The organism is Methanobacterium sp. (assembly GCF_016217785.1).
Taxonomy (GTDB): domain Archaea; phylum Methanobacteriota; class Methanobacteria; order Methanobacteriales; family Methanobacteriaceae; genus Methanobacterium.
This window is the reverse complement of record NZ_JACRGA010000016.1, coordinates 91088-116244: the sequence shown is the minus strand read 5'-3', so window position 1 is coordinate 116244 and position 25157 is coordinate 91088. Positions and strand designations below refer to the sequence as shown.

At 39.2% G+C, this 25157-nt stretch carries 27 protein-coding genes and 2 tRNA genes; 9 read left to right on the top strand and 20 right to left on the bottom strand.

Annotation, left to right across the window (positions count from 1 at the left end; all coding sequences use genetic code 11):
* Positions 1–37: 37 nt before the first annotated feature.
* From HY987_RS07115 to HY987_RS07100, 4 genes are all read left to right on the top strand, one after another.
* Complete coding sequence (locus HY987_RS07115) at positions 38–898, top strand: MoxR family ATPase (RefSeq protein WP_292757043.1); 861 nt, start codon at positions 38–40, stop codon at positions 896–898.
* 18 nt (positions 899–916) lie between these two features.
* Positions 917–2152, top strand: a complete 1236-nt coding sequence (locus tag HY987_RS07110; protein ID WP_292757041.1) for a VWA domain-containing protein — start codon at positions 917–919, stop codon at positions 2150–2152.
* A 136-nt stretch (positions 2153–2288) separates the two neighbouring features.
* Positions 2289–3062 (top strand): TetR/AcrR family transcriptional regulator, encoded by a 774-nt coding sequence (locus HY987_RS07105; protein WP_292757040.1) that lies wholly within the window; start codon positions 2289–2291, stop codon positions 3060–3062.
* Between the two features lie 124 nt (positions 3063–3186).
* A complete protein-coding gene (locus HY987_RS07100; protein WP_292757038.1) occupies positions 3187–4083 on the top strand; it encodes a class I SAM-dependent methyltransferase in 897 nt (298 codons plus the stop codon).
* A gap of 80 nt (positions 4084–4163) precedes the next feature.
* Here the strand turns inward: HY987_RS07100 and HY987_RS07095 are convergent, their stop codons facing one another.
* Entirely contained in the window at positions 4164–5639 is a 1476-nt protein-coding gene (locus HY987_RS07095; protein ID WP_292757037.1) for an NAD(P)H-hydrate dehydratase, read from the bottom strand.
* Between the two features lie 121 nt (positions 5640–5760).
* Here HY987_RS07095 and HY987_RS07090 point away from each other — a divergent pair, with 121 nt between their 5' ends.
* Complete coding sequence (locus HY987_RS07090; protein WP_292757034.1) at positions 5761–7689, top strand: 3H domain-containing protein; 1929 nt, start codon at positions 5761–5763, stop codon at positions 7687–7689.
* Positions 7690–7820: 131 nt separating this feature from the next.
* Here the strand turns inward: HY987_RS07090 and fhcD are convergent, their stop codons facing one another.
* The 3 genes from fhcD to HY987_RS07075 all read right to left on the bottom strand — a co-directional run bounded on the left by fhcD (position 7821) and on the right by HY987_RS07075 (position 10630).
* On the bottom strand, positions 7821–8714 hold the full coding sequence (gene fhcD / locus HY987_RS07085; RefSeq protein WP_292757032.1) for a formylmethanofuran--tetrahydromethanopterin N-formyltransferase: 894 nt from the start codon (positions 8712–8714) through the stop codon (positions 7821–7823).
* Between the two features lie 200 nt (positions 8715–8914).
* Entirely contained in the window at positions 8915–9931 is a 1017-nt protein-coding gene (locus tag HY987_RS07080; RefSeq protein ID WP_292757030.1) for a UPF0104 family protein, read from the bottom strand.
* A gap of 216 nt (positions 9932–10147) precedes the next feature.
* On the bottom strand, positions 10148–10630 hold the full coding sequence (locus HY987_RS07075; protein WP_292757028.1) for a metallophosphoesterase: 483 nt from the start codon (positions 10628–10630) through the stop codon (positions 10148–10150).
* Between the two features lie 471 nt (positions 10631–11101).
* Here HY987_RS07075 and HY987_RS07070 point away from each other — a divergent pair, with 471 nt between their 5' ends.
* The 3 genes from HY987_RS07070 (at position 11102) to HY987_RS07060 (ending at position 14666) form a co-directional block, all read left to right on the top strand.
* Entirely contained in the window at positions 11102–11887 is a 786-nt protein-coding gene (locus HY987_RS07070) for a slipin family protein (RefSeq protein ID WP_292757026.1), read from the top strand.
* Between the two features lie 285 nt (positions 11888–12172).
* A complete protein-coding gene (locus HY987_RS07065) occupies positions 12173–13603 on the top strand; it encodes a TrkH family potassium uptake protein (protein ID WP_292757024.1) in 1431 nt (476 codons plus the stop codon).
* A 112-nt stretch (positions 13604–13715) separates the two neighbouring features.
* Positions 13716–14666, top strand: a complete 951-nt coding sequence (locus tag HY987_RS07060) for a metal-dependent hydrolase (protein WP_292757022.1) — start codon at positions 13716–13718, stop codon at positions 14664–14666.
* A 96-nt stretch (positions 14667–14762) separates the two neighbouring features.
* On the opposite strand, the gene HY987_RS07055 is transcribed toward HY987_RS07060, so the two are convergent.
* From HY987_RS07055 to HY987_RS07040, 4 genes are all read right to left on the bottom strand, one after another.
* Positions 14763–15383, bottom strand: a complete 621-nt coding sequence (locus HY987_RS07055) for an MBL fold metallo-hydrolase (protein WP_292757020.1) — start codon at positions 15381–15383, stop codon at positions 14763–14765.
* Positions 15384–15457: 74 nt separating this feature from the next.
* Positions 15458–15611, bottom strand: a tRNA-Trp gene (locus tag HY987_RS07050).
* Between the two features lie 41 nt (positions 15612–15652).
* Positions 15653–15724 (bottom strand) — tRNA-Cys (locus tag HY987_RS07045).
* A gap of 230 nt (positions 15725–15954) precedes the next feature.
* Positions 15955–16338, bottom strand: coding sequence for a DUF3221 domain-containing protein (locus HY987_RS07040; protein WP_292757018.1), 384 nt, complete (start codon positions 16336–16338; stop codon positions 15955–15957).
* Positions 16339–16506: 168 nt separating this feature from the next.
* Here HY987_RS07040 and HY987_RS07035 point away from each other — a divergent pair, with 168 nt between their 5' ends.
* Positions 16507–16776, top strand: coding sequence for a hypothetical protein (locus HY987_RS07035; RefSeq protein WP_292757016.1), 270 nt, complete (start codon positions 16507–16509; stop codon positions 16774–16776).
* Between the two features lie 117 nt (positions 16777–16893).
* On the opposite strand, the gene HY987_RS07030 is transcribed toward HY987_RS07035, so the two are convergent.
* The 12 genes from HY987_RS07030 to HY987_RS06975 form a co-directional block, all read right to left on the bottom strand.
* A complete protein-coding gene (locus tag HY987_RS07030; protein ID WP_292757014.1) occupies positions 16894–17718 on the bottom strand; it encodes a pyrroline-5-carboxylate reductase dimerization domain-containing protein in 825 nt (274 codons plus the stop codon).
* A gap of 109 nt (positions 17719–17827) precedes the next feature.
* On the bottom strand, positions 17828–18571 hold the full coding sequence (locus tag HY987_RS07025) for a methyltransferase domain-containing protein (RefSeq protein ID WP_292757012.1): 744 nt from the start codon (positions 18569–18571) through the stop codon (positions 17828–17830).
* A gap of 181 nt (positions 18572–18752) precedes the next feature.
* A complete protein-coding gene (locus tag HY987_RS07020; protein ID WP_292757010.1) occupies positions 18753–19556 on the bottom strand; it encodes a methyltransferase domain-containing protein in 804 nt (267 codons plus the stop codon).
* Positions 19557–19800: 244 nt separating this feature from the next.
* Entirely contained in the window at positions 19801–20319 is a 519-nt protein-coding gene (locus HY987_RS07015) for a transglutaminase family protein (protein WP_292757008.1), read from the bottom strand.
* Positions 20320–20366: 47 nt separating this feature from the next.
* The gene (locus HY987_RS07010; protein ID WP_292757006.1) at positions 20367–20858 is read right to left on the bottom strand and encodes a dihydrofolate reductase family protein; all 492 of its coding nucleotides are present in this window, start codon (positions 20856–20858) and stop codon (positions 20367–20369) included.
* Entirely contained in the window at positions 20855–21061 is a 207-nt protein-coding gene (locus HY987_RS07005; protein WP_292757004.1) for a hypothetical protein, read from the bottom strand. The genes HY987_RS07010 and HY987_RS07005 overlap by 4 nt, the downstream gene beginning before the upstream one ends.
* 80 nt (positions 21062–21141) lie before the next feature.
* The gene (locus HY987_RS07000) at positions 21142–21984 is read right to left on the bottom strand and encodes an oxaloacetate decarboxylase (RefSeq protein WP_292757002.1); all 843 of its coding nucleotides are present in this window, start codon (positions 21982–21984) and stop codon (positions 21142–21144) included.
* 101 nt (positions 21985–22085) lie between these two features.
* The gene (locus HY987_RS06995; RefSeq protein WP_292757000.1) at positions 22086–22682 is read right to left on the bottom strand and encodes an NAD(P)H-dependent oxidoreductase; all 597 of its coding nucleotides are present in this window, start codon (positions 22680–22682) and stop codon (positions 22086–22088) included.
* 21 nt (positions 22683–22703) lie between these two features.
* A complete protein-coding gene (locus HY987_RS06990; RefSeq protein WP_292756998.1) occupies positions 22704–23003 on the bottom strand; it encodes a hypothetical protein in 300 nt (99 codons plus the stop codon).
* 46 nt (positions 23004–23049) lie between these two features.
* On the bottom strand, positions 23050–23331 hold the full coding sequence (locus tag HY987_RS06985) for a winged helix-turn-helix domain-containing protein (RefSeq protein WP_292756996.1): 282 nt from the start codon (positions 23329–23331) through the stop codon (positions 23050–23052).
* 121 nt (positions 23332–23452) lie between these two features.
* Positions 23453–24193: an ABC transporter permease gene (locus HY987_RS06980; protein ID WP_292756994.1), complete on the bottom strand. Its 741-nt coding sequence runs from the start codon at positions 24191–24193 to the stop codon at positions 23453–23455.
* Entirely contained in the window at positions 24190–25110 is a 921-nt protein-coding gene (locus HY987_RS06975; RefSeq protein WP_292756992.1) for an ABC transporter ATP-binding protein, read from the bottom strand. Before HY987_RS06975 ends, HY987_RS06980 begins: the two co-directional genes overlap by 4 nt.
* Positions 25111–25157 lie beyond the last annotated feature (47 nt).

Below are 25157 nucleotides of genomic sequence, written 5' to 3'. Positions count from 1 at the left end.
GGCAAATTATGGTATTAATTAAAGGAATGGTGATTTTATGTCTAAAGCAGGTCTAGATACAAATTATGTGGAAAAAATTTTGGAAAATAATAGTTACGTTCCAGATGACACAATTGTCAATGTTGTGTTCCTTGCCCTATCACTTAAAAAACCCATATTAATCGAAGGCCCTCCAGGAACAGGTAAAACAGAACTTTCAAAAGCAATAGCAAGAGCTTTTAAAAGGGAATTTTTTAGGGTGCAATGTTATGAAGGGATTACCTTTGAACAGATAGTAGGAGAATGGAACTACCAGAAGCAACTATTACACCTGGAAATGTCAAAAATTAAGGAGAATGTAAATGAATCAGAGAATGATGTTTTTGGGGAAGATTTTTTTATTAAAAGACCCCTTCTTTCATCTTTCATGAATGATAACCCCTCGGTTATTCTGATTGATGAGATTGATAAGGCCGATGAGGAAGTGGAAAGTTTCCTCCTGCAGGCCCTGGGGGAAAAACAGATAACAGTGAATGATCTGGGAACCTTTGATCTTAAAAATGATCTTCTGGTGGTTCTGACTTCCAACTCCCAGAGGCAACTGCTTGATGAAACCAAAGATCGTTGCCTCTACCTTTACATTGACTATCCTTCCTTTGAAAGAGAGGTGGAAATCATGAAGACCCATTTACCCGAAGCTTCCCCTTATTTAGTGGAAGATGTGGTTAAGGCCATGCAGAAGATCCGGAGGATGAACTTGACCAAAATACCATCCATTAGAGCCACTGTGGACTGGATTAAAGGCGTGATCATGTTTGACAGAAATGAATTAGACGAAGATTCTCTTAAAAAAACCATTAATGTGGTCATAAAAAATGAAGAAGACCGGGTAAAAGTATTGGAATCATTCTATAAGTAAAAAAATACAAGTGAAACAATGAAATATGATCTCATCAGATTTTCAGGAATTCTCCGTGAGAATGGGATTCCTGCCAGTCTGCGATGTACCACAACTGCCTATGAAGCACTTCCCCTGGTTAAAGAAGGTAACGGAGATTTAAAGGAAGTACTTGCTGCTATTTATCTTAAAGACCAGCGTAAAAGAAAGAAATTCGATACAATATATGAATCATTCTTTGAGGGGAATAGATATATCAGCAAGGGAGATCTCCCTAAAATTCAGGCTGATCCTAAAAATAAAATACAATCCAAGGGATACGTTGCAGGCAGAAACCAGGATCAATCCTTCCACTCGAAAACCAAGTACATCCCCTTCGCACACACCCTGGACCACATCAAAGATAGTCTTGTTGATGAAATAAAGCTTGATTATATTGAAAATACGTTAGGAGGAAGTACTAGTGATAATTCCGAAAATGGTGCAGAATCTAATTCACTTAAAAGTAACCTGACTGATTTAAATTCACTGCAGCCAGAATTAATAGATTTATGCCAGAAAATGGGTAAAAAAATAGCCACTAAAAGGGTCAGACGATTCAAACAATCTAAAAAACAGAAACCTGACATCCGACGGACCATCAGGAAAAATATGAAACATGGAGGGGCCATGCTGGAGCTGGTGAAAAGCAAACCCCATATAAAAAAGCACAATCATTACTTTCTAAATGATGTGAGCATTTCCTGTGACTGGATAAGTCTCTGGTTCTTCTGCATGGTTTACGCTTCCCAGCATTCTTTTAGCAATCTACGAGCATTTGAATTTGATAATAAAACCGCTGAAATATCAAGTGCACTCCAGGAAGACGAGGTGATTAATGCTTTTCTCAAAGTTCTGGAGATCAGGAAGCAAAACCGGATGATCCATGGTAAATCCAACATGCACACGGCATTCTATGGATTCCTAAACCAGGCCAACCTGAACAACAAGTCCTACGTTATGATTTTAAGTGACTGCCGGGACTGGGCTGGGCCAAAACATGGAAAGCAATCCACAAACACTGAATTTTTAACAAAATATGGGCGTAAACCTTTAAGTGCGGATCTAATCCATCAAATGTCAAAGGATTCTAAAAGGGTTTTAATATTAAATCCAGAACCTAAAGCCAAATGGAATGTTGCAGATAGCTGTGTTTCTTATTATGAAGATGCAGGAGCAGAATGTTTTGAGGTTCGGGATTTAGAACAGTTGGCGGATTTAGTAAGTGAAATTTAACTGCTATATTTGATAGGGAGTGGTTATACTCAATATTAATTACATTCACAACTTGTATAAGGAAATTAAAAAAGTAAATTAAAAAGCTGTTGATTTCGGGTAAATTTAAATTATAAGTTGAAACAATTTTTATAGTATGCCCTCATCATCAGACCGCAATGCGCGTAAAAAAGAAAAACGGCGAAACAAGATAATCAATGCTGCCGAGACTCTTTTTTTCTCTAAAGGTTATGAAAACGTTTCATTGGATGAAATCGCCAGAAAAGTTGATTTAGGCAGATCCACACTTTATCTATACTTTGAAAATAAAGAAGAACTCTTTTTTGCCATTGTGCTTCGAGGAACTGTTATTCTATATTCATTGATTAAAGAGGAAACTCAGAAAGCAAAAACAGGTGTTGAAAAGCTTGCTGCCTTCAGAAAGGCTTATTACGAATTTGCTAAGACATATCCTGACTATTTGAAGATTTACAATTATCTTCTGTCCGGAAGATTTGATCTTTCCAGCTTAAACAATGCTGAATATAAAATTGGACACATAGAGCACAGCAAATACTATTCTGAATATAAAAAACTTATTGAAGATTGTGGTAGTTTAGCTAATTTTCCCATACCTAAATTCACCCTAAGTCAGTATCTTAATGAAATCCTCAATTTACGGCGTGAAATGTTAAATATACTATGTAACATTATTAAACAGGGAATAAACGAAGGAAACATCCGTTCGGATGTTAATCCCGTTGAGGCTACTGCATTGTTGACTTTAATAGCAAATAGTCTGGATAACATGCCTCCCGATCTTGAGAATTTGCTTGAAAGCCATGATATTACTCATGAGGAGTTTTTAATGGATGTTGGGGACTTTATAGGCCATATGGTTAGTAGTAAAGTTAGTAAAAAGCTAATATAAAACTAATAATCTTAAAATTTCTATTCTCCTTTTCGAGGTTTTTTTCCAATAATGGCAAAACTATTTATATCATGACACCATGTCATTAAATGACGTAATGTCAGTTTATTGAAGGTGATGCCATATGGAAGATCAGATGAAACCCAATAGAGAAGGACCAAGTAAAATGGCGGAAGGCATTGCAATGCAACGATTTGCAGAGTCATCCAAGGATGAAGATGAACGTATCTGTTATGATCCTTATGCAATCCATTTCATCAATCCAGAGATAGTTGAGTTTGGAATTAAACATCCTGAAGAGGCAAAAGCAAGGATTGAAGCAATGGAAAATCAGTTACCCGGTTTGAGCAGTTCCATCATAGCCCGAGTCAGATACTTCGACGATATTGTAAAGGAATCCATTGGAGATGGGCTTCAACAGCTGGTTATACTGGGTGCAGGCTACGATACCAGGTCTTACAGGATTGAAGGACTGGATGAGAAGGTGAAAGTGTTTGAAGTGGATCACCCCAACACCCAGAACTTCAAAAAGGAAAAAATCATAGAAATCTTCAGATCACTCCCGGATCACGTAACCTATGTGCCAATTGATTTTGAAACCCAACAACTTGGCCAAATGTTATTTGAAAATGGATATAATGAATCATTGAAGACTTTATTTATAATGGAAGGATTAATCATGTACATTCCCCCAGAAGCTGTGGATGAAACACTCAATTTCATTGTAAACAAATCTGGAAAGGACAGCCAGATTATCTTCGATTACTACCCTGAATCAGTGGTGGATGGAACCACTGCACTGGCAGTGGGTCAAAATATTCGAAACTTCCTGATACAAATGGGGGAACCTTTACAATTTGGAATAAAAGAAGGAACCATTGGAAAATTCCTCTCAAGTTACGGATTTTCAAAAATCAATGATGTAACCAGTACAGATTACAAAAAAGCATATTTTGATGGAAAAAATAAAAATAGGAATGTTTGTGACCTTCTATACTTTGCCCAGGCAGTGGTGGAATAAACTAATGCAATTCAACCAATGCAATGAGGATATTTGCGAGGATATTTGCTAATACTAGTTAAAATCCCTCAAAATATTCATTAAAAGGGGTATGCTCTAGGTATAAAATTCAGAACATCAGTAGCTTTGAAATTGTACCCATACTCTTCACAAGCAAGATCACCAGCCAAACCATTAATATATGCGCCTAAAAATGCGGCTTCAAAGGCATCTCGACCCTGGGCAAGTAGTGCCCCGGTTAAACCAGCCAGACAGTCCCCGGTTCCACCTACAGTCATTCCTGGATTTCCAGTACTGTTTAATTTAAGTTTATCATTACGGGCTATGATATCCACCGCTCCCTTTAAAAGTACCGTGGTTTCAGACTCTCTTGAAACCTCTTTAACCACCTTAATTTTGTCTTGCAGATCTTGAGGAGCTCCTATACCGGAAAATTCCCTGAATTCTCCGGCATGAGGTGTGATCACTGTTTCATAGATTCTTCGCGGTAGAACTCCAGGTCCTAGCATTTTCAGGGCATCAGCATCTATGACCATTGGTTTTTCTATTTCCACCACCAGATCATTAACTGCCAGAGAGGTTTCCTCTTCCCTACCTATTCCACATCCTAAAACAACTGAATCAAAGTTTTCAGAAAATTTAACTATCTCATCGGTGTCTTTGGGATTCATGAAGTCATCTGATAAACTGTGAACGATCAGATCAGGAGAATAGGATCGGATTACTTGTGATAATTCTCTGGGGCATGCCACCACAGATATATCTGCACCTGCACCTAGAGATGCTAGTGCAGCCAGTGCCGGTGCACCGGAATACTCTTTACTTCCCCCAATTACCAGAACTTTGCCATTTTGACCTTTATGAGATTTTTTATCCCGGTTGGGAAGTCTTAACAGATCCCCGGGTCCTGTAAATAATTCTGCTTCCCGGGGAATTCCGATATCACAGATCTCTAAATTTCCTATATATTCCACACTGGCAATGTTCAATCCAACTTTCACCTTATGAAAAGTCACGGTAACATCAGCACGAACTGCATTATCAGCAACCATTCCCGAACCAGGGTCAACACCCGTAGGCACATCCACTGCTACTTTAAACCCTTCAGACTGGTTGATAATATCCACTGCAGTAGATACTGGTTCTCGGAGATTTCCACTTACACCCGTGCCAAGAATAGCATCAACTACTACTTCTGCATCTGTTTCGTGGAGATAGGATGAGTCTCTGATTATGTTAAGTGAGAGTGGGCTGGTTCCATTACTCATCTTCTCCAGAACATTCCAGTTCAGCCGAGTTTCTGATGATTTAATGAGGGAAGGTTCAGATAAAAGGAATACTTCAACTTCGAAACCATGATTTATGAGATATCTGGCAGCTACAAACCCATCACCACCGTTACCACCGTTACCCGAAAATATAGCAACTTTACAAGGGTTCCTGTTATTTATAATTCTTCTGGCCAGGCAGCTTCCAGCGTTTTCCATTAGAGACGTTCGGGGAATGCCCATTGCCTCAGAGTTAGCATCTGCAACCATCATATCCTTGGGAGTCATGATATCACTACTTATAATTATAAGAAAGATGATATTTAACCATACCCATAATATTTCAAGGATTCCTGATTTAAAAAATCACTAGAATTTGTATAATAATGGTTTACATCATGGTGATGACTTGCAGACCCCTAAAACTCCCATTCCTTTTGTTCCTTCAATTCCATTTTCAGTAATTAGATATCCAATAATTGCTGTGGTAGGGCTGTTAATCTATGGGATAATTGGATCGCTCCTAATCATGCGCCTTGATATTATAAACTCCATTTATTTCACGGTTATAACCACAGCTACTGTGGGTTACGGAGATATAAGCCCCCAAAGTCCAATACAGAAATTTTTCGTTATTACACTGGTGCTGGGAGGGGCCAGTTTGATTGCTTATGCTTTTACTTTAATAATAATGGTGGTTTCCATGACTGTAGAAGATATTACTTCAGGAGCAAGGCATAGAAGAATGATCAGAGGTGCCAAGAACCATTTCGTCCTCTGTGGATATGGGCGAGTGGGTAGCGCCGTTCATAAAGAGCTTTTAAAAAGAAATCAGAATGTCATTATAATTGAAAAAAACCCCACAATCGTTGAAAAGGAACTCTGGGATGATCCGGGTGTACTGGCCATTCCAGGCGATGCCACCGATGAAAGTGTAATGATTGAGGCCGGGATAAAAAAGGCCAGAGGAGTTATCATCACCACTGGTGAAGATGTGGACAATCTTTTCATCACCCTTACTGCCCGAGAAATACATCCTGAGATATGGATCGTCACGAGAGCTAGTAAAAAGGTAAACATCAAACGATTATACCGTTCAGGGGCAAATAAGGTCATATCTCCCGAAAGTAGTGGTGCTGAGGACATTTACTTCGCAGCAATCCAACCCACCATCATGAAGATCACCGAGATGCATGAAGTGGCAGACATCCGAAAAGAGTCTGAAATCATCCTCAAACACGGCTGTGCCCTGGAAAATATAGAATATCACCTGCCAGAATTCAAAGAACCACTGGCCAGGAAGATAGGTATTACAGAAATGAACCAGCTGGACCGGTTTTTAGATAGTCTGGATAAAGATCCCAAACGGAAAAAATCACTGGAGAGAATCTATGAATCAGTGAGTGGAATCCACTCTCACTGGATCTCAGGACCTGACAAGGAAACCCTGGAAAAAGTAGCCAAAGAACTTAAAAAAGAAGGATTCCTTCTGGGTGTGGACCTTGACGAAGAAGAAATCAAAGAAGTTGCTCGTAAATACGGTCGGCTGGTGGAAGTGGTTATCAAACCCGAGATTAAGATCACCGAAACCCATGATGTGTCGGACATCAGGGCAGAAGCAGAAATCATCCTCAAACACGGCTGTACCCTTAAAGACATAGAATATTATCTTCCTGGTTTCCACGAGCCCCTGAAGAGAAAAGTTGATCTTTCAGAGACAGGTGAGATGGAGAGGTTCCTCAAACGGCTTGAAGAGGATTCGGCCAGAATGGAAGCCTTAGAACGGCTTTACACCCTTTCTGGTGGGGGTATACACTCCCATCACATAACTGGTCCTGACACCAAAAGTTTGGGTCGTGTGGAAGAAGAACTTAAAGAAAGAGGATTCCTTTTAGGTGTCAATCTCAGTCAGGAAGAGATTGTTAAGAAGATCAAAGAATACGGAAGGGTTAGTGAGCTGTTACTCCGACATGATCCTGGTTCAACAGATGATAAAAATATCATCATCAATCATGGAGGGCGAATACTGGATTCAAAACACTACCTCCCCGGTTTAGAGCAAGTAGTAACCAGGAAACTCTATTTAAAAGATTATGAAGACCTTAAAAAGTGTGAAGAAGAATATAAAAAGCCAGATGCCAAACGATCACTTGACACCCTATCACAGATATCTCGAAATATTCACTCCCATACTGTTTCAGCAGCAGATGTTAAAACCATTGCAAAAATCATCAAGGCATTGGATAAATCCGGGGAACTTTTAGGAGTGGATTTACCTGAAAAAGGAATATGGGACATTGTAGAAAGTGCAGAACCTGCAGGTTTCTGCGTGGAATAGTAATATATTAAAATTTTAAAATATGAAATACTTAAATTTAAAAAAGAAATAAAATATATTAAAAGGGAGTAAATAGAGAATAATATTTAATCCCTTTAACCTATAATCCCTTTAAATAGTTTTTTACGTATTTAAAACAAGTCGTGCAGACTTATTTTATAAGCACCCAGGTTTCCACCGAAGTTACCGGCACTCATTTTCAGAACACCTGGAACCTGTACTGCTGCTTCTATACCTGCTTTCATGGCTGCTTTAACTGCGTCTTCATCCACACCGTCGATAACGATTTCGTAAACTCCATCTACATTGGTGGGGATCTGGCATCCTTCCACATCGTCCTTGAGGGTTACGCACATTTTTTCGTTGGTGGAGGCATCCAGGAATTTGTACTTGTTGGATCCCACTTTGGAACCTGAAGCTACTATTCCTCCAGGGAATGGTGTGATTGTTCCGGGGATTGATTCAATAGCATTCACCACTGCTTCTGCAGCCAGTAAACCTGATGCGGGTGCATCAGCCATTATGAATAGGTTTCCTCCGGCAACACCAGATTTTATTCCCAGTTCTTCTTCCACCAGGAAGTCTCCAGCCATGAGTGGGATGGAGTGTATGGTTCTTCCATCAATTTCAGTCATTTTCTCATAACCATCACCGTAGAATTTGAGTTTCTTACCGGTGGTCATCTTCTCATCAGGGTCTTCCATGGCATCGAAGACTGCGGTGGTGGCCGCGGTTAATATACACATTCCCACTCGTTCCAGTAGTTCGTGGTCCAGTTTCTTCTTGCTCATGTTACAGATCATTATGATGTAACCCGGCCGACCGTCGGGGGTTTCTTCTGGTGGGACGTAACAGTCGATTCCGGCCTCTGCGGGGCATCCAATGACTGATGTTCCGTATCCAGTGGCTTCTGTAGCTGCGATCTTCGCCAGTTTTTTGGTTGCTGCGGTTACCAGCAGTCGGGATACCTGTATACCGAATGCTTCTGCAAAAGTATCTTCTATTTCCACTCCGTTTATTTCCATGATAATCACCGACTTGATCTAGTGCTGGAGGTTTTATATATTTTTCCATTTGTTCTTAGGACAATACAACCGATTTAAAAGATTTTAAGGATAAAAATAGCTTTGATTTGATCCAGTGGAGCTTAGATTAATTATTTTGAATACTGCTAATATTTAAATTGATTCTGATAAAAATGATTCGGATAAATCATGATTATATGCTAAAGTTTCTGGGACATTTTCTCCACTGCATCTGCACCGAAGTAGGGCAGTACTGCCACTCCTAAAATTGAAGTCATCCAGAAGGATATCAGTCTCTCCACGAGGGTTGCGGCTGCACTTACCGATGGGGGTATCCCTGCATAGGAGTAGAGGAGTATCATCATACCATCTACTGCACCTAAACCTCCAGGGAGTAATGGAATCATCCCTATAAGGGTTGAAATGACAAAAACAGCGGCTATGATCTCCAGGGGGGCGTTGATATTTAAGGCAATGAAAACAACGTAAACCCTCATGATTTCAAGGCCCCATATTAAAAAAGAAAGTGGTATCCCGTATAAGAGAACCTTACGGTCGGTGATCATTACCTTCATACTATCCTGGAACCCTTCAACCGCGTTAATGGCTCTTTGTTCTACTTTACTGTGCATTTTACTGGAAATTCTTTTTAAAATCCTTAAAAACCAGCGTATAACTCTGTCCCCAAATTCACGGTTTATAGACATATAAAGAGCCAAGCCAAAAGCAATTATTAGTACTATAAGGCACACTATCAGGGTAATAACCATCCATTGGGGCAGGTTAATGTAAAGGACTGCTGTTATTATGGTTATTATGGCTAAAGTTATGAATGGGAATGTGTCAAGCCCTCTGTCTGCAATTACCGTTGCAAAGGCATTTTCAGTGGGAGAATTAGTATATTTACCCAGTATATATGCCCTGACGGGTTCTCCCCCTCCCCTGCCACTGGGGGTGAGGTTGTTAATGGCCAGTCCCACCAGGAGCATTGGAAGAAGATGTCTTCTTTTAATGGGTATGTTCAGTGCAGAAGTGGTAATTGACCATCTTTCAGTCCAAAGACCGTATATGGCCAGCTGAATTACTACAGCCAATGCCAGGTACCATGGGTTGGACTGCTGAATGGCACTTTCAATCTGTTCCGGACCAATGAACAGCACCATTAAACCCAGCACCCCAATACCCGCCAGCATCAGAAGCAGAGTCTTATGCTTCATATCTGATCCATCCTATCTGCATTAATTCTTAAAATCAACCATTATCACTCCACTGACATATCCTCGGTAAAATTCATTGAATATCCAACCCATAATCATTAGATGGGATTTAGCCCATCTTAAATCCGGCATTAGACATGAAAATCATTGATAATATTATACTAATCTATTAAAATGACTATTTAAAATTTAAATCCTGAAAATTTAAATCCCTGATTAAATTTGCACTGTTTCCCAACTGAGATCATGAGTATCCAGTAATATAACTGTTTTCACACCAGATACATACCCGCAGGTTTCGCCAGGATTGATAACCATTGTTTGTCCTTTTACTATTTCTGTGTGATGAGTGTGGCCCCTTATAACCAGATCATATTTTCCGCTTTTCCTAAGGGCATCCACCAGTAATTCATTTGTTCCATGGATGACAGCTATTTTTCTACCACCTATTTCCAATTCCTTGAAATCTTCCAGTGTACATAGTTCAGCGTAGGCTGCCCTTAAACCACGCCTTTCACCATCATTGTTGCCAAAAATTGCTTCTAATGGTGCTTGAAGTTTCTCAAATTCCTTTGACGTGAATGGAGCTATGAGATCACCGGCATGTACAACCAGTTTCACTCCTGCCTGGTTAAATACTTCCACTGCAGCTCTGATTGCTTCCAGATGGTCGTGGCTGTCCGACATTATACCTATCATTTTCATCCCTCAAAACAATCAAATCATGAAAATCAGTAAAATAAAATCACACCAAAAATATTATGTTATGAAAATATATATAACTTTCTATAAATGATAAAAATGGAAAATAAAGGATGATTACCCATTATTAGCTATTTAAATTGATATTAAATTTAATTGATTATTTAAAGAATATATTTCATTCCATGAGAATATTGGAGAATAAACTGTAATTATTTCATATAATAACAAGTAATATTTCTTACTTTTAACATTTAACTTATTTTTCTTTTATTAAACTTATATTTCAATGCCCTTCGAGGATGGTTAATTTTTAAACCGCTGTCGACCCATTACTCATTAAAAAGGGGATTTTTTCATGATTTTCCCCTTATTAATCCTTACACTCTTCATATGATTTATTAGGCAGTTGGACACATTATTAATAAACGAATGATTTTATAATCCACAGTATTGGAGGTAAAAAAGATGGATTTAATTACTATGATCATTATCGGCATAGTGATATTGATTATACTGGGACTTTCCATAAGGATCGTGAACCAGTACGAAAAAGGGGTTGTTTTTAGATTAGGAAAGGTTATTGGGATTAAAGAACCAGGGCTTCGTCTTATAATTCCCCTGGTGGACAGGATGGTTAAACCATCCCTGCAGATAGTTACCATGCCCATCCCTTCCCAGAAGATCATAACCCAGGATAATGTATCCATTGATGTTGCTGCAGTAGCTTACTTCAAGGTGGTAGATGCTTACAAAGCTGTGGTTGAAATTGAAAATTACAACCGTGCCGTGAACCAGATTTCACAAACCACCGTAAGGAGTGTGGTGGGACAGTTCACCCTGGATGAGGTTCTCTCCGAAACACCCAAAATCAACCAGAAGATTCAGGAAATCATCGACGGGCACAGTGAACCATGGGGTATTAAAGTTACCAACGTGGAGATCAAGGATATCAAATTGCCAGATAGCATGCAAAGAGCTATTGCACTCCAAGCAGAGGCTGAAAGGGAGAAAAGGGCTAAGATCATATCTGCTGAAGGTGAATACCTGGCTGCTGGTAAACTGGGTGAAGCTGCAGACATCATCACCGAACACCCTGTGGCATTGCAACTCAGAATCATGCAGGTTTTGAGTAACATTGCTGCCGAGAAGAACTCCACCATAGTATTCCCTGCACAGTTACTCAACAGTATAAGGGATATTAAAGACTTCCTTGGATCAGAACTGGAAGTAATGGAAAAAGACAAAAAATAAAGCTCAGATGGAAGGAGAATGTTGACTGAACTTATTTAATCAGTTATAACAAACACGATAAGCTCAATATGTCAATTTTCTCCTTACCCCCACAGTAAAGCGCCAGATCCATGGAGCAACATTCATCTGAACATCCCATATTTTTTTTATTCAAGTGATGAAACCTTTTCATATGAATCCACTTCACATGAATATTTTTTTTAATTTAAACCCATTTAAAGACAATTTAATTGTAAATCTGTCCTTAGTGAGATTTATATATTAGATTAACCATCTTCTGATTATATGAGAAATTATCTGGGAAAGAAGGATCTAATATTAATTGCCAATCCATTAGGCATGATAATGCAGGGTATAGGCGCAGTGATACTGATACCCATAATAATAGCCCTGATATACGGCGAACATGATTATATCGGTTTTTTGGTCTTTGGATTGTTTTCAATTGGTTTAGGATCCGTCTTGAGAAGGCTACCCGCTGATTACAACCGATTGAAACTCAAACATGGTATGATTATTGCGTCGTTGGCCTGGTTGTGGGCTGCCCTTATTGGGAGCTTTTGTTTGATGTATTCCACCAACATAGACTTTTTAAATGCTTATTTTGAGAGTATGTCTGCCTGGAGTGGAAGCGGACTCAGCATCTACACCAACGTGGAAATACTGCCCAAATCTATTCTGTTTTTAAGGAGTCTCGAACAGTGGGTAGGGGGCTTAGGAGTAGTCATTGTAGTGATAGGAGTTTTAATACGGCCCGGAACAGCAGCAGCCCGTTTATATAAATCCGAAGCACGTGAAGAAAAAATAAAGCCCAGTATCACCGGCACTGTGAAGACCATCTGGTGGATATACCTCCTCTACACCATCCTGGGAATTGTGCTCTATGTGATAGCCGGTATGCCCCTTTTTGATGCTATTAACAATACTTTTACCAACCTATCCACCGGTGGTATGTCCATTAAAAATGACAACATCGGAGCCTATGGCAGCACCGCAATTTACATTATCACCATGATCTTGATGATCATTGGAGGTACCAGTTTCCTGGTTCATTACAAGGCTTTAAAGGGACGGGTTATTGATGTTTTTCATGACATTCAGTTTCAGGCTATGATAATTATAATTAGCGTTTTTTATATTCTTCTGGTGGTTAATGCTAATTTCACCTCAATGGATTCTGCTTTCTTTGTCATATCCGCCCTGAGCTGTACTGGATCAAATATACAGCCAGTAAGTGCCATGGTTAACTGGTCAGATTATGCCAAGGTGATTATTTTAGGGGCCATGATCATTGGTATGTCCGCCGGTTCCACCACTGGAGCTATAAAACTCATAAGGGTAGTAACCCTGGTTAAAGGATTTTACTGGGAGATCAAGAGGATATTGTCTCCCCAAGGTTCGATTATTCCCCGTAAGATCAGTGGTAAACCCGTGGGAGACGTGGAAATAAGGGAAGCTGGAAGTTATACATTCATATACCTGCTTTTCATATTCGTAAGTTGGTTAGTTTTGCTAAGTTATGGTTTTGGAGGAATAGATTCATTATTCGAAGTGGCATCAGCCCAGGGGAATGTGGGGCTTTCCATGGGAATCGTCTCCTCCACAATGCCAGATTTAGCGGAGATTTTCCTGATATTGAACATGTGGATTGGTCGAATTGAGATCATACCTGCACTGGTGCTGTTAAAAGGTTTATGGGATGTTTTTAAAGGTTAGATTTTTCTAAGGAAAATGACTTATATTTTCATTGGATAAGAAATTTATAAAAAGTTCTATTAAGATAAAAATTATCACTTCTAGCTTAAAAAATCAATAAAGAAGTATTATTATGGATCTTTTCACCCATTTCATTGTGCCCTTTGCAATTTTAACTCTCTTAAAGGTTAAAGGTTTTAATGTTAAAGACAGGCTAGCAGGGGGTTTTGGAGGGATTTCTGTTGATTTTGATGTTATTCTATTTGCGGTTGGTTTCCTTGCCCCGGAACTGTTCATATTCACCCACCGGGGAATAACCCATAGTTTCGTTTTTGGACTGGTGACCGCCATCATATTTATTTACATCATCTCCCGACCCTCGGTAAATGGCTTCATCGGCCATTTAATTCAAAGAGACATTAAGGTCAAATTCAACAAACGAAGTGTTCTTTTAGCATATTTTGGAGTTCTCACCCATCTCTTCCTGGACTTCCTGACCACAGGGGGCATACCATTATTTTATCCATTTTCCCTGACCCGTTACACTGCCAATCTTTACTATTACACTGATCTGATCACTACCATTGTTGCCCTGATGGTACTCATCATCCTTTACCTGCGTCTGGATCCCAAGTACAAAAAAATTGCCCTACTAACCTTCATGATCATGCTCATCTCCTTTGGTGGGATTCGTGGCTACGCCAAAATGGATGCCCTATCCAGTCAGACCATGGGTGATGGTTACAACCATATAACTGCCTATCCCACTCAAGATATGTTCACCTGGACTGTGGTAGAAAGTGACAGTGCCACCAACTACCGGGTTTTCACCTACAACACCCTGCAAAAAGAGTCTTCCAATTTAATGGAGTTTAAGAATCTCACTGTTAAAAACGGAAGCTATCAATCTGCTCAGGAGGCCATAAAATATGCTAACATCATCCCCGATGTGGAGAAATTCCGGTGGAATTCCCCTTACACAGTTATAAACGCGACGAAAACCGGTACTGGTTGGAATGTGACCTATTCTGATATTGTCGGAACACATTATGGACCCGGTGAGTTATCAGTGCTGGTGCCTTAAAATAAATAGTAAAAAGATAAATAATCAGGGGATCTAATGCATTCCTCATAACTAATCTCTTTTAACCTTAAATTAAACCTTAATCCAAATTAATCATTAATAATACCCTGTTGACATGTCACGGGCCAGTTTAACATGCCTGGAGCCATCCTCAACTGCTGGACCATGGCCGGGTAAGAGATATTTGATATTCAGTTTACTCAGTCTTTCCAGGGATTTTCTCATTTGGCCCATATCTCCACCCAGATCCACACGACCAAAACCCCCACCAGAGAACACTGTGTCCCCTGAAATTAGAGTTTCCCCATCATATAGGCATATGCTACCAGAGGTGTGGCCAGGGGTGAGTAAAACTTCAAAGTCATGAATTTTGTCCCCTTCTTCCAGTTTATGGGTTACTTCCATTTTTTCCATGGTTTTTCCGAACATAGTGGCCAGGAGGGCATCTTCATCCCCTTCTTCCAGTGCCCGGGCATCAATAGGGTGCATGGCCACTTCCAGATCCAGATAGCGGTTTCCACCAACATGGTCATAGTGGTTGTGGGTGTTTACAATTAGAGATAGATCATCAACGCTGGATCCTGCTTCTTTAATGGATCTTATGATGTAATCCATGTTCTGACCGGTTCCAGTATCCACGATAACATCTTCAAATACATAGACATTGGAATCATATCCCATTCCCTCAATTACAATGATGTCGTTGATTTTCGGCAACAGTTTCACATCCTGAATAAATAATTTTAGAATATTAGATTGTATTTTAGAAGACAAAATATAAAAAAAGTTAGTGGGGTCACCGGGATTTGAACCCAGATCCTAGGATTTCTCTTGTCTCAGTACTCCAATCGATCATCATCCGATTGGTAATACCTAACGTCAGAGCGCGCGTTTCATCAAAGACAACTGGAGTCCCAGATGATAGCCAGGTTACACTATGACCCCTAATGAATTGGCCTTCATAAATGACCTTTTAAATGGTTTAAAGCCAAGGGAGAGATTTGAACTCCCGTGTAATGGATCTGCAGTCCACCGCTTCGCCTCTAAGCTACCTTGGCTCATTAGATACGTTATGTGCTGTTGCTATTTAAACCTTACGGAGAAAATATTCAAACACTAGAACACGGACAGTTGTGCTAACATCATGCTCAAAAAAGATTTAAATCTAATTACCGGATTTAAATCTAATTAGCCCAAAAAATTACCTTTACATCTTAAAAATCAATGAAACTTTTGATATTATTGAATAACACCAGCAGATAATGATAATTGAGATATATCCATTGATTTAAGAGGGGATAATGACAATTTCTTTAGCCATTGTCTGGGGAGGGTAGGACTCCAGGAAGGGTCCGGTGAACATAACCGCCACCTTATCACCAGTTTTCATATCGGTGAAAGACGCGTTATCACGTTTATTTCCATTTTTCTTGAGTATGACTGTTTCTTTGTTAACTTTAACCGATAAATTATAGGCTTGGCTGTTCCCAGTAATCATTCCTTCAACTAAAATGGAATCTTGAGTGTTATTTTCATCTTGAGGATCAGCCTGGCATATGCCTATTATATTACCATTCATATCTGCTTTTTCTTCTCCAGTTGCAAACATAACCCCGTAAACCACCCCCATCATTAACACGACTAATATTGCAAACAAGGTTATGATCTTCATCTTCTCAAATCCTATTCTTTGATGATTACTGGCATTCTATCCCATTTCTAAGAATTGTATAAGTTAATTCTACTATAAATGGTTTATTACTCATCATCATCTTTCTAGGTTATCAAAAAACTTATTAACATTTCCAGAGATAAAAATAATTCACTTAGGAGGTTTCACATGGCAATAATCCCAGATCCAGTAACTATTCTAAACCTGATTTTTTGTATAATAATCGTTTTCCTAGGTTATTGGGAGTATCGTAAAAAAGAGAGTTTAATTGCCCTTTATATAGCTATAACTTTTGGTCTTTTCGGTGTAGCTCATTTGGCTATAATTTTAGGGGTGAAAAGCTCTGATATTTTCATTCTGACCATCAGATCCATTGCTTACCTAGTGATTATCTACGCATTATATAAAACCGCTTTAGGGCATTGGAATAAGGAATAAAACCACTTTATTAACATTAAATTTTCTTTTTCCAATCTATATCCTAATTTCAATTTTTTTCCACCTATTCAATTTTGTCCTATTCAATTTTGTATTTCCTATCCATTAATCCACTATTTAAATTTTGTATTCCTTATCCAATTCTATTTCCAGCGTTTCATATTTTTCCAGGGTACTTTCAAAGAGTTCATCAAATACTGAGGGTAACTCACTATCCAGCACATTCAATCCTTCCTCGGTGATACCTCCCCGGGTTGCTACCAGTTTAATAACATCATGCAATGTCAGATCGGTGCTATGGAGAAGTTTGGCTGTTCCGTAAAGAGTTTCTATAACCATTTCCTCGGCCTCTTTCCGGGTGAAACCACCCTTTTTCAGGGAGGATTCTGTGAATTTCATCAGAATAAAGGAAATGAATGCCGGGGCAGAGCTGGTTAAATCAGCTCCAAGTGCAAACTGGTCTTCTTCAACTATTTTAACCTTGCCCATGACCTTGAAGATTTCTTCCACAAATTCAGCATCCTCCTCTTCCACCTGAAGATTATGGGCCACTAGAGAGATTCCCTCCTTCACTTCAGAGGTTAAACTGGGAATTACCTTGCTTATCTTGCCCGGAAAAATCTTTCCAAAATTTCCCATGGTTAATCCGGCGGCTATGTATATGATGTGGGTGTTAAGTGAGAGATGATCCTTTATTTCTTCCAGTACTTCTTTTACCATACCAGTATTTACGAATATGAATAGTTTTCGTGATTTTCGTGCTACAATTATGTTATCTGGAGCTATTTCAACCCAGGGATATGATTTCTCTAAATCTTTCAATTTAGGGATAGTGCGGGTGGTGAGGATGAGATCAGATTCTTTTAAAACTCCAGATGAGAGAATTCCCCTGATAATCATACTTCCCATGGCACCGTACCCAATGAATCCAATTTTTTCCATGTATTCTCCCCTTTATTCAATGATCTTAGTTTCTTTAAAAACTAATAATTAAAAATCTGTAATCAGCCATTATTACATATTTATGATAAATTTTGCCGTGCCTAACATATTATTTCATTCCCCCGTAGATGGAAAATATCCCATACTTGTAATAGCAGTCCACTTGAGAGAATCCAGCTGATTCCAGTGCATTTAACTGCATTTGGAGTTTATCAGGATTGTTATCAGGGTTGTCTTTGTACTGTTCTGGCAGATACTCAAAACTTTTCTTAACATCCAGTTTCACCTGGTTTTCCTCTATCCATTCACTCCAGAGCACCCGGTACCAGCTTTCCAGTTCATCTGTGGGGGCCTTTACAGTTTCAATATTTAAAAAAAATCCACCGGATTCCAGATGATCATACAGGTACTGGAAGAGGGATTTTTTTTCTTCAGTGTGGAGGTGGTGGATGGCCAGGGAGGAAACTACAAAATCAAAGTTATGGGGTAAAATGTCATCATCCTGTGATCCATTCTCCAATAATTCCTGGAAGGTTTTATGCATGAAATTCATGTTAGGGTAGTCTGAAAGATTTTCCCGAGCATTTTCAAGCATTTCCAATGAACCATCAACCAGAGTGGCATTGATCTTCTTATCTTCTTTTAATAACTCCATGGTAAGTGCAGCATTGCCACATCCAAGATCCAAAACCTTGACTGGTCTTTTAGATGGATTATTCCCTAAAAAATAGCGGTAAAATGATTTTAATATCGCGAATAACCTTTTTCGTTCCAGTATGTATATGTCTGCGTTTTCCATGAATTCCTTTGCATGTTCTCTTTCAGCCCATTCTGATTTCTCGAATTTACTCATGTTAATCGCCTTCTACATTTAATAAAATATGTTAAACCTCAAATATTAACCTTGCACGCAACATCTTTGAAGCTTAAAAAGATGTTTAAAAAAAATTTTGTGATATTTATAAGAAACTTAAAGAAAGAAAACTTAAGAAAAATAAAGGAAATGATTTAAAAAAATAGTATATCAATTTTTACTACTTTTTAGCAGTTCCCTTGAAGAAATTGTAGAAAAATGTTCCAGAGGGTTCTGCTGTTAAATACAAGTCTTTAATACCCTTATCCCATGTTTGGGGTGTGATGAGTCCTGAAATGATGGCCTGGTCTTTTACTCCCTCTACCATGGCAATTATAGTCTTTTTAATGAATCCATCCACCAATTTGGGTTTACTTTCATCCACATAAACCACCCGGGGATCTATCTGGATATCTTCAAAACCAGCTTCCTTTATGAGGGGGTAAAGTTCTCTTCCCATTAATGGATTGCAGTTTAAATCTGTTTGAACCTTGATCAAGCATTGCCAGGCTTTAACTGCCTCCTCAGTTTCAGGGTAGAAGTAACAGGATCCATGATCTCCTTCAATAACTGTGATGGAACCCCCTTTTTTGAGGACTCTCTTCAAACTTACCAGGGCCCCCACCGGGTCAGGGAGATGCTCCAGAACAAAGCATATGAACACATGGTCAAAGGTTTCATCATCAAATGGCAGTTCCATGATGTCCGCAGTTTGAAACTGGACGTTTGAAATTCCTTCTTTATTAATTAAAGCTTTAGCATGATTTAAGGAGGGTGTTGATATGTCTACTGAAGTTATCCCTGCTTGGGGGCTGTTTCTGGCCAGAGTAATGGTCTGTGCACCCACACCACAACCAGCTTCCAGTACCCTACTTCCCTCCGGATAACTGGTGTCATGATGCATGAGGGGAGCCAGTGTTTTTGCCTGATCAACCAGTCTAATTGCTTCTCTTTCAGAATACCCGTGAACGTAATCTTCTCTCATTTAAAATAACTCCAATAATTAAATAATTTACACCGAATTGATAATTTGCAATTTATGATATTTCATTGAATAGTTAAATAGAGTACTATTTAAAACTTCATAGCATACATATGTACATCCCAATTTGGTGGTGGAATTTAATAAAATCCATATTTAAAAAAATGATTGAAATTAGTTTACCAGTTGAGAACACGGGGGAGAATTTTCATGACTTCTTCTAGGCTTTTTGATAACATTAATATACTTAGAATCCCTTTATCCGGCTGGGAGAATATGTATGGATAATCCTTTTCACCTTCTTCCAGGGGATAGAAAGCCAGACTCGCTTTACCCATGAAAATTGGGCGTCTACATCAGCACGGTTTCCACGAGCATCCAATCTGAACCATCCCCCATCCAAATAAACTGCATTCAGACCGTGAAGAACGAAACCATCTTCATGAGTCAGGGTCTGATAACAGAATCCAGTAGGAATATCCATAAATCTTAAAAGAGCAGCTAATAAATTTGATTTGGCAAAACATATACCCTGACCTTCTTTTAAAACATCTGATGCTTGACAGGTCACTATATCACTTTCAATGTCCAGAGAGTGATGAATTTCATCCCTTATAAAGTGGTAAATGGATTTCGCCATTTCAATCTGTTCCAGACCCTGTGCCAATTCCCAAGCTTTCAGTTGAATTTTGGGATTGTTGTAATCTACTACTTCTGAAGGTTTCAGATACGCATTTGAGTCATCTTTTTGTATTAAAGAAAGCATACACATTACCCATACAAATTCTACTCATTAACCCCCAGTTTTACTATTTACAACTTAAACATTCCATCAAGGATCCTGTACTGGAGGTAAATAATATCATCCTTAATTTTCTCCATACTCTCCAAGTACAGCTTAATTGGAACCTCGTCATCATCCAGATCCGGTGCCTGGAAAATGGAATTTGTTGTGGTGCCTCCCACCAGTTCGGGGTGTATCAGCAGGTGTACTTCATCCACCATTCCTGCGCGGAGTAAAACCCCGTTAAGAATACCACCACTGTCGACTCTTACCCTTTTAACCCTAAATTTGGTGTTAAGTTCTTCAAGGGCATTTTCCAGATCCACTTGCTGGTATCCCACCACCAAATAGTCAATGTAACGCTCATCTAAGAAGTCCAGATACTCAGTGGGTGTGGATCTGCTGCATAACACCAGAATATCGTTGATGTAGGGCATTTTAAGTAATTCGCTCCAGATGCGAATCCGTCCTTTGCTATCTGGAACCACCAGTAACGGCAGTTTATCCTCAGGATCCTTCACTCGGGGTTTGAATGATTCTTCAGATTCTTCAAGTGTTTCCCCGGGTTAACACCAAAGCCCTTTAACACAGTGTTGCTGCCCATTAAAACTGCGTCCACATTCCACTTAGAAGCCAAATCATAATAAAGCTCCACATCTGCATTAAAACCTGTTATTCTCCCGTCTAAACTCACTGCATTGTAAAGGATAACCAGCGGTATCATAATAAAAATCCCCTTTTAATTTTTCACCACTTGATTCTTTATTTATATTTTATTCCAATGTATAACAAGTTAGTAGAAATCTATAACAAATTAGTTAGATCATCAACTGAGTACAGATCATCATTTTCCAGGAGTTTCTCCATTTCATTCATTTTAACATGACTAAGAGCCCTTTCCATACCTTTTAAACTGGAATAAATCAGTAAACTAGGTAAGCTTATTCTAGCCACTCCATATTTTTCAAGATCAGAAATACCGAAGTTTTGGAGATTGTAGGGCATCCCTGCAGCAATGGTAACCGGGCCTTTGACTTCTTGAGTGATGGTCTGAACTTCTTCCAGGGTGGCGGTGTATACTATGAAAGCCAGAGTGGCCCCCGCATCCAGATAGGAGTTAGCTCGTTCAATTGCCACGTTCAAAGCCTCTTCCCTGTCAGGTATAGCTTTTAATGCATCAGTACGGCCATTTATAACCAGATCAGGATTTCCCTCAAATTCAGCTGTCTCCCTGGCCAACATGATCTTTTCTACCATTAGTTCTTGGCCAATAAGTTCCATTGGTCCTGATTTCCCCAGTATCTGATCTTCCAGGTTCATACCCGCTGCCCCCGTCCCCATGAACCTGCGCACAGTTTCAGAGATAGTTCCTGCATCCCCGTATCCATCTTCAGCATCGGCCATCACCGGCACATCAACTGCATTCACTATCTGGCGGGTCCATTCCAGGTTATCCTCCAGAGTAACTTCACTCTCCTTTGAATAAGCAGCTCTTATGGAAAAACTGTAACCAGAACACTGCACTCCTTTAAAACCAGCATTTTCAATCATCCGGGCACTGATGGGGTCAAAGGCATTGGGCATTATGAGAGTTTCTTTATCCAAAATAAAATCTTTTAATAGCTTGCTTTTGTTCAAAGATTCCACCTCTATTTATTTATAATGAATATATCACTAAATGTTTTGATTTCCCCTAAAATAGAGTGGTATGAATTCTTTTTAAAAAAATTTAAGTGAAAATTTTTCATCTATTTTTTTGGGAAGTACTGGTTAACGATTTTTTGAACCTCTTCTAACCATAATATACGTTCCTTTGGGGTGCTACTAGCCACCACCCGGAACATTTTCCGGTGGAAATTCTTTATTCCACAGAAATCGAATACGCAGTCCTTCCATATTTTTTCCAGCGGGTCGCCAAAAACTTGTTTTTCCCTTTCTTCAGGTGTGTTGGATGTGTTGAATACAATGGCTGCTTTTGCTACCAGTAAACCCTCTGGCACTCCTGAACCATCATCTCCCTCTTCAAATTCATAGGCCACACCTGATCTAAGCACACGGTCAGTCCATCCTTTCAATATTGCCGGGGGTTGACCCCACCAGTTGGGATGTATTATAATAATTCCCTGGGCCGTTTTTATCTCCTGACGGTGTTTCAAGACCATTACATCGGATGTTTGCCCGGTGGCTAGTTCAGAACCCTCCAGGAGTGGGTTGAACTCTTCTTCATAGAGGTTGTGGGCATGAACCTGGTGTCCGTTTTTCTTTAAAGTATCTAGGATAGTCTGGTAAATGGCATGATTGAAGCTTTCGGGGTAAGGGTGGGCCAGTATGACTGAGATTTCCATGATATAAACTCCGCAATGTTTTTAAATGGTTATTTTTAGCAGTACTGAAAGGGCTATGAATAATATGAGGTTGTTGATGGCCAGTAACAATCCCATTCCCTGGTTGAAGCCCCCGTGGAATAAGATGCTCAGAGTCAAGAAAATGCTCTGCAACAGGAGGAATGATGCGAAAAATATCAGTCCCAAATTGAATTTTGATTTTATTTCCTTATAGTTCTGCCAGTAAATATAAAATAATCCCAGTAGTAGAGCTATGTTGCCTATTCCAATAATTGCTGCAATGTAAAGTGTCCATAGCTCTGTTGTGATACCTACTGCCATTTTTCTACCTCTCTAAGATTATTTTTCAATTGAGTACGCTTTTTTATTATTTATCCACTATTTCTTTCCAGATTTCCAGGAAAGTCTGGTAGTTTTCTTCCATTTTACTGGTTAAAAAGTACATGGTACCGTATTTCTCCCCGGCTGGTGTGACTATCTCATTTTCTTCAAGAACGTCAATGTGGTACCTTATTGTTTTATAGTCCACATTCAGCATTTCTGCAAGTTGGTTAACATTATAGGGTCTTTGGTTCAGGAAATTTATGATTTTTGCCCGATTTACACCGCCCCTGGTGCCTGCAATCAAATACCATAGCATCCTTCTCATGTTAACCTCTTTTAAAAAAACCCTAATTCCGCCTATCTTTTATTAGAGTTATATTAAGGTTATCAGATTTATGTTTGTATATCCAATTTGGATATGAGAGGCTTAAAAAATAAGCCTCTCTTTAATACTGGTCTGAATAATGGAAGTATATTAAAAGAGCACTGATAAACAAGCCTGCATATACCAAAATAGAGGTCAGTGGATAGACAGTATCTATGTTATTTAAGTATCCTGCTGCTTTTAACACTATTACTTCCGGAACACCCCATGGCGATAGATAACACTTATCCCAGTGATAAACCGCGAAATTAGGAATAGTCCCCGCAACTGAAATTATCATTGCTGGAATAAAACTCCGGAATATTACGGTTAAGAGCAGTGCCAGTGGCACAATTACAAGGGTGGTTACCCCCGCCAGTAGCAAATAACTGGTGTAATCAATTAATTCCGTGTTGGTTATAGTGAAACCCAGAATAATAGCACAGAGAATGTTAGTTAAGGCCACACAAACATAAAATCCAATTATCAGGAGAGATACATACCCTAATTTCCCCAGAATAATTTTTAATCGCGAATATGGAGTAGTCAATATATTTCCCATGGTATGGGACTGGTATTCATGTGTAACCGCGCTTATTGCAATAAATGAAGTAAGCAGCGGTCCAATTAAATACACAAAAAATGCTACCAACCTTCCATAAAAGGAGTGCCAGGTATAAATTCCTTGGGTAATCAGGTCATCCCTTACCATAAAGGTAGCTATGGCAATGAGGATTACAGGAGACACCATCCCTAAAAGTCCTAAACTGTAGATATAAGTATTTTTATACTTCTTATATTCAGATTGAAGCAAATTTATCATATTACAAGCTCCTGTGAGTTTGTAATTCCTAAAAATCTCTCTTCCAGTGTTTTAGAAACTGACTCGAGGTTGTAAACGTTTATTTGATTATCGACCAGTTTTTTATTTATAATAACATTTTCTTCACGATTACAGAATATTTTAAACCCACTATCTATCTTTTCATAATCAAAACCTAGAGATTCGAGTAGTTGACTAGTTTTCTGTAATTCGTCAGTTTCCAGAACCAAGAAGTTTTGTTCATTTGCATTAAACATATTTATACTGCCTTCCTGAATCAGCTTCCCCTGATCAATAATTCCTATATAATCAGCGACCTGCTGTACTTCCAGGAGCAGGTGGCTGGATACAAAAATGGTTATACCCATGGATTGGGAGAGATGGCGAATTAACTTCCGCATTTCTATGATTCCAGCAGGATCTAGGCCATTTGTTGGTTCATCTAGGATGAGTATTCTGGGAGAATGTACTAGGGCATTGGCTATTCCCAGACGTTGCTTCATCCCCAGAGAGAATTTGCCCACTTTTTTAGTATTAATACTTGGATCCCCGCTCAGGCCCACTGTCTCCAGTGACTCATTTATCCGCTCTTCAGGTGCTTTGAACATTTTGGCAGTTATCTCCAGGTTCTCATAGGCGGGAAGGTTGGGGTAAAATCCGGGAGTTTCTATTATAGCACCAATATCTGCCAGGTATTCACTGCGGTTTCTACCGATTTTACGGCCAAAAATCTTAACATTTCCATTATCAGGCCTTATAATACCCATTATCATTCGTATAGTTGTGGTTTTTCCGGATCCGTTTCTTCCCAGGAACCCGTAAACCTTTCCTGCTGGGACCCTGATTTCCAGATCACTTACTGCCTTATAATCACCATAGGCCTTGGTGAGATGGTTGGTTTCAATTGCATAATTCATAATACACCTCATTCTAGCTTTTAGACATTTAAGTTCAAATTAACGAG

Bases quoted from the DNA above. Each gene is read 5' to 3' on its own strand.
- HY987_RS07115 (WP_292757043.1), top strand. From the start codon at position 38: ATGTCTAAAGCAGGTCTAGATACAAATTATGTGGAAAAAATTTTGGAA.
- HY987_RS07110 (WP_292757041.1), top strand. From the start codon at position 917: ATGAAATATGATCTCATCAGATTTTCAGGAATTCTCCGTGAGAATGGG.
- HY987_RS07105 (WP_292757040.1), top strand. From the start codon at position 2,289: ATGCCCTCATCATCAGACCGCAATGCGCGTAAAAAAGAAAAACGGCGA.
- HY987_RS07100 (WP_292757038.1), top strand. From the start codon at position 3,187: ATGGAAGATCAGATGAAACCCAATAGAGAAGGACCAAGTAAAATGGCG.
- HY987_RS07095 (WP_292757037.1), bottom strand. From the start codon at position 5,639: ATGACTCCCAAGGATATGATGGTTGCAGATGCTAACTCTGAGGCAATG.
- fhcD (WP_292757032.1), bottom strand. From the start codon at position 8,714: ATGGAAATAAACGGAGTGGAAATAGAAGATACTTTTGCAGAAGCATTC.
- HY987_RS07080 (WP_292757030.1), bottom strand. From the start codon at position 9,931: ATGAAGCATAAGACTCTGCTTCTGATGCTGGCGGGTATTGGGGTGCTG.
- HY987_RS07075 (WP_292757028.1), bottom strand. From the start codon at position 10,630: ATGATAGGTATAATGTCGGACAGCCACGACCATCTGGAAGCAATCAGA.
- HY987_RS07070 (WP_292757026.1), top strand. From the start codon at position 11,102: ATGGATTTAATTACTATGATCATTATCGGCATAGTGATATTGATTATA.
- HY987_RS07065 (WP_292757024.1), top strand. From the start codon at position 12,173: ATGAGAAATTATCTGGGAAAGAAGGATCTAATATTAATTGCCAATCCA.
- HY987_RS07060 (WP_292757022.1), top strand. From the start codon at position 13,716: ATGGATCTTTTCACCCATTTCATTGTGCCCTTTGCAATTTTAACTCTC.
- HY987_RS07040 (WP_292757018.1), bottom strand. From the start codon at position 16,338: ATGAAGATCATAACCTTGTTTGCAATATTAGTCGTGTTAATGATGGGG.
- HY987_RS07035 (WP_292757016.1), top strand. From the start codon at position 16,507: ATGGCAATAATCCCAGATCCAGTAACTATTCTAAACCTGATTTTTTGT.
- HY987_RS07030 (WP_292757014.1), bottom strand. From the start codon at position 17,718: ATGGAAAAAATTGGATTCATTGGGTACGGTGCCATGGGAAGTATGATT.
- HY987_RS07025 (WP_292757012.1), bottom strand. From the start codon at position 18,571: ATGAGTAAATTCGAGAAATCAGAATGGGCTGAAAGAGAACATGCAAAG.
- HY987_RS07020 (WP_292757010.1), bottom strand. From the start codon at position 19,556: ATGAGAGAAGATTACGTTCACGGGTATTCTGAAAGAGAAGCAATTAGA.
- HY987_RS07015 (WP_292757008.1), bottom strand. From the start codon at position 20,319: ATGCTTTCTTTAATACAAAAAGATGACTCAAATGCGTATCTGAAACCT.
- HY987_RS07005 (WP_292757004.1), bottom strand. From the start codon at position 21,061: ATGATACCGCTGGTTATCCTTTACAATGCAGTGAGTTTAGACGGGAGA.
- HY987_RS06995 (WP_292757000.1), bottom strand. From the start codon at position 22,682: ATGGAAATCTCAGTCATACTGGCCCACCCTTACCCCGAAAGCTTCAAT.
- HY987_RS06990 (WP_292756998.1), bottom strand. From the start codon at position 23,003: ATGGCAGTAGGTATCACAACAGAGCTATGGACACTTTACATTGCAGCA.
- HY987_RS06985 (WP_292756996.1), bottom strand. From the start codon at position 23,331: ATGAGAAGGATGCTATGGTATTTGATTGCAGGCACCAGGGGCGGTGTA.
- HY987_RS06980 (WP_292756994.1), bottom strand. From the start codon at position 24,193: ATGATAAATTTGCTTCAATCTGAATATAAGAAGTATAAAAATACTTAT.
- HY987_RS06975 (WP_292756992.1), bottom strand. From the start codon at position 25,110: ATGAATTATGCAATTGAAACCAACCATCTCACCAAGGCCTATGGTGAT.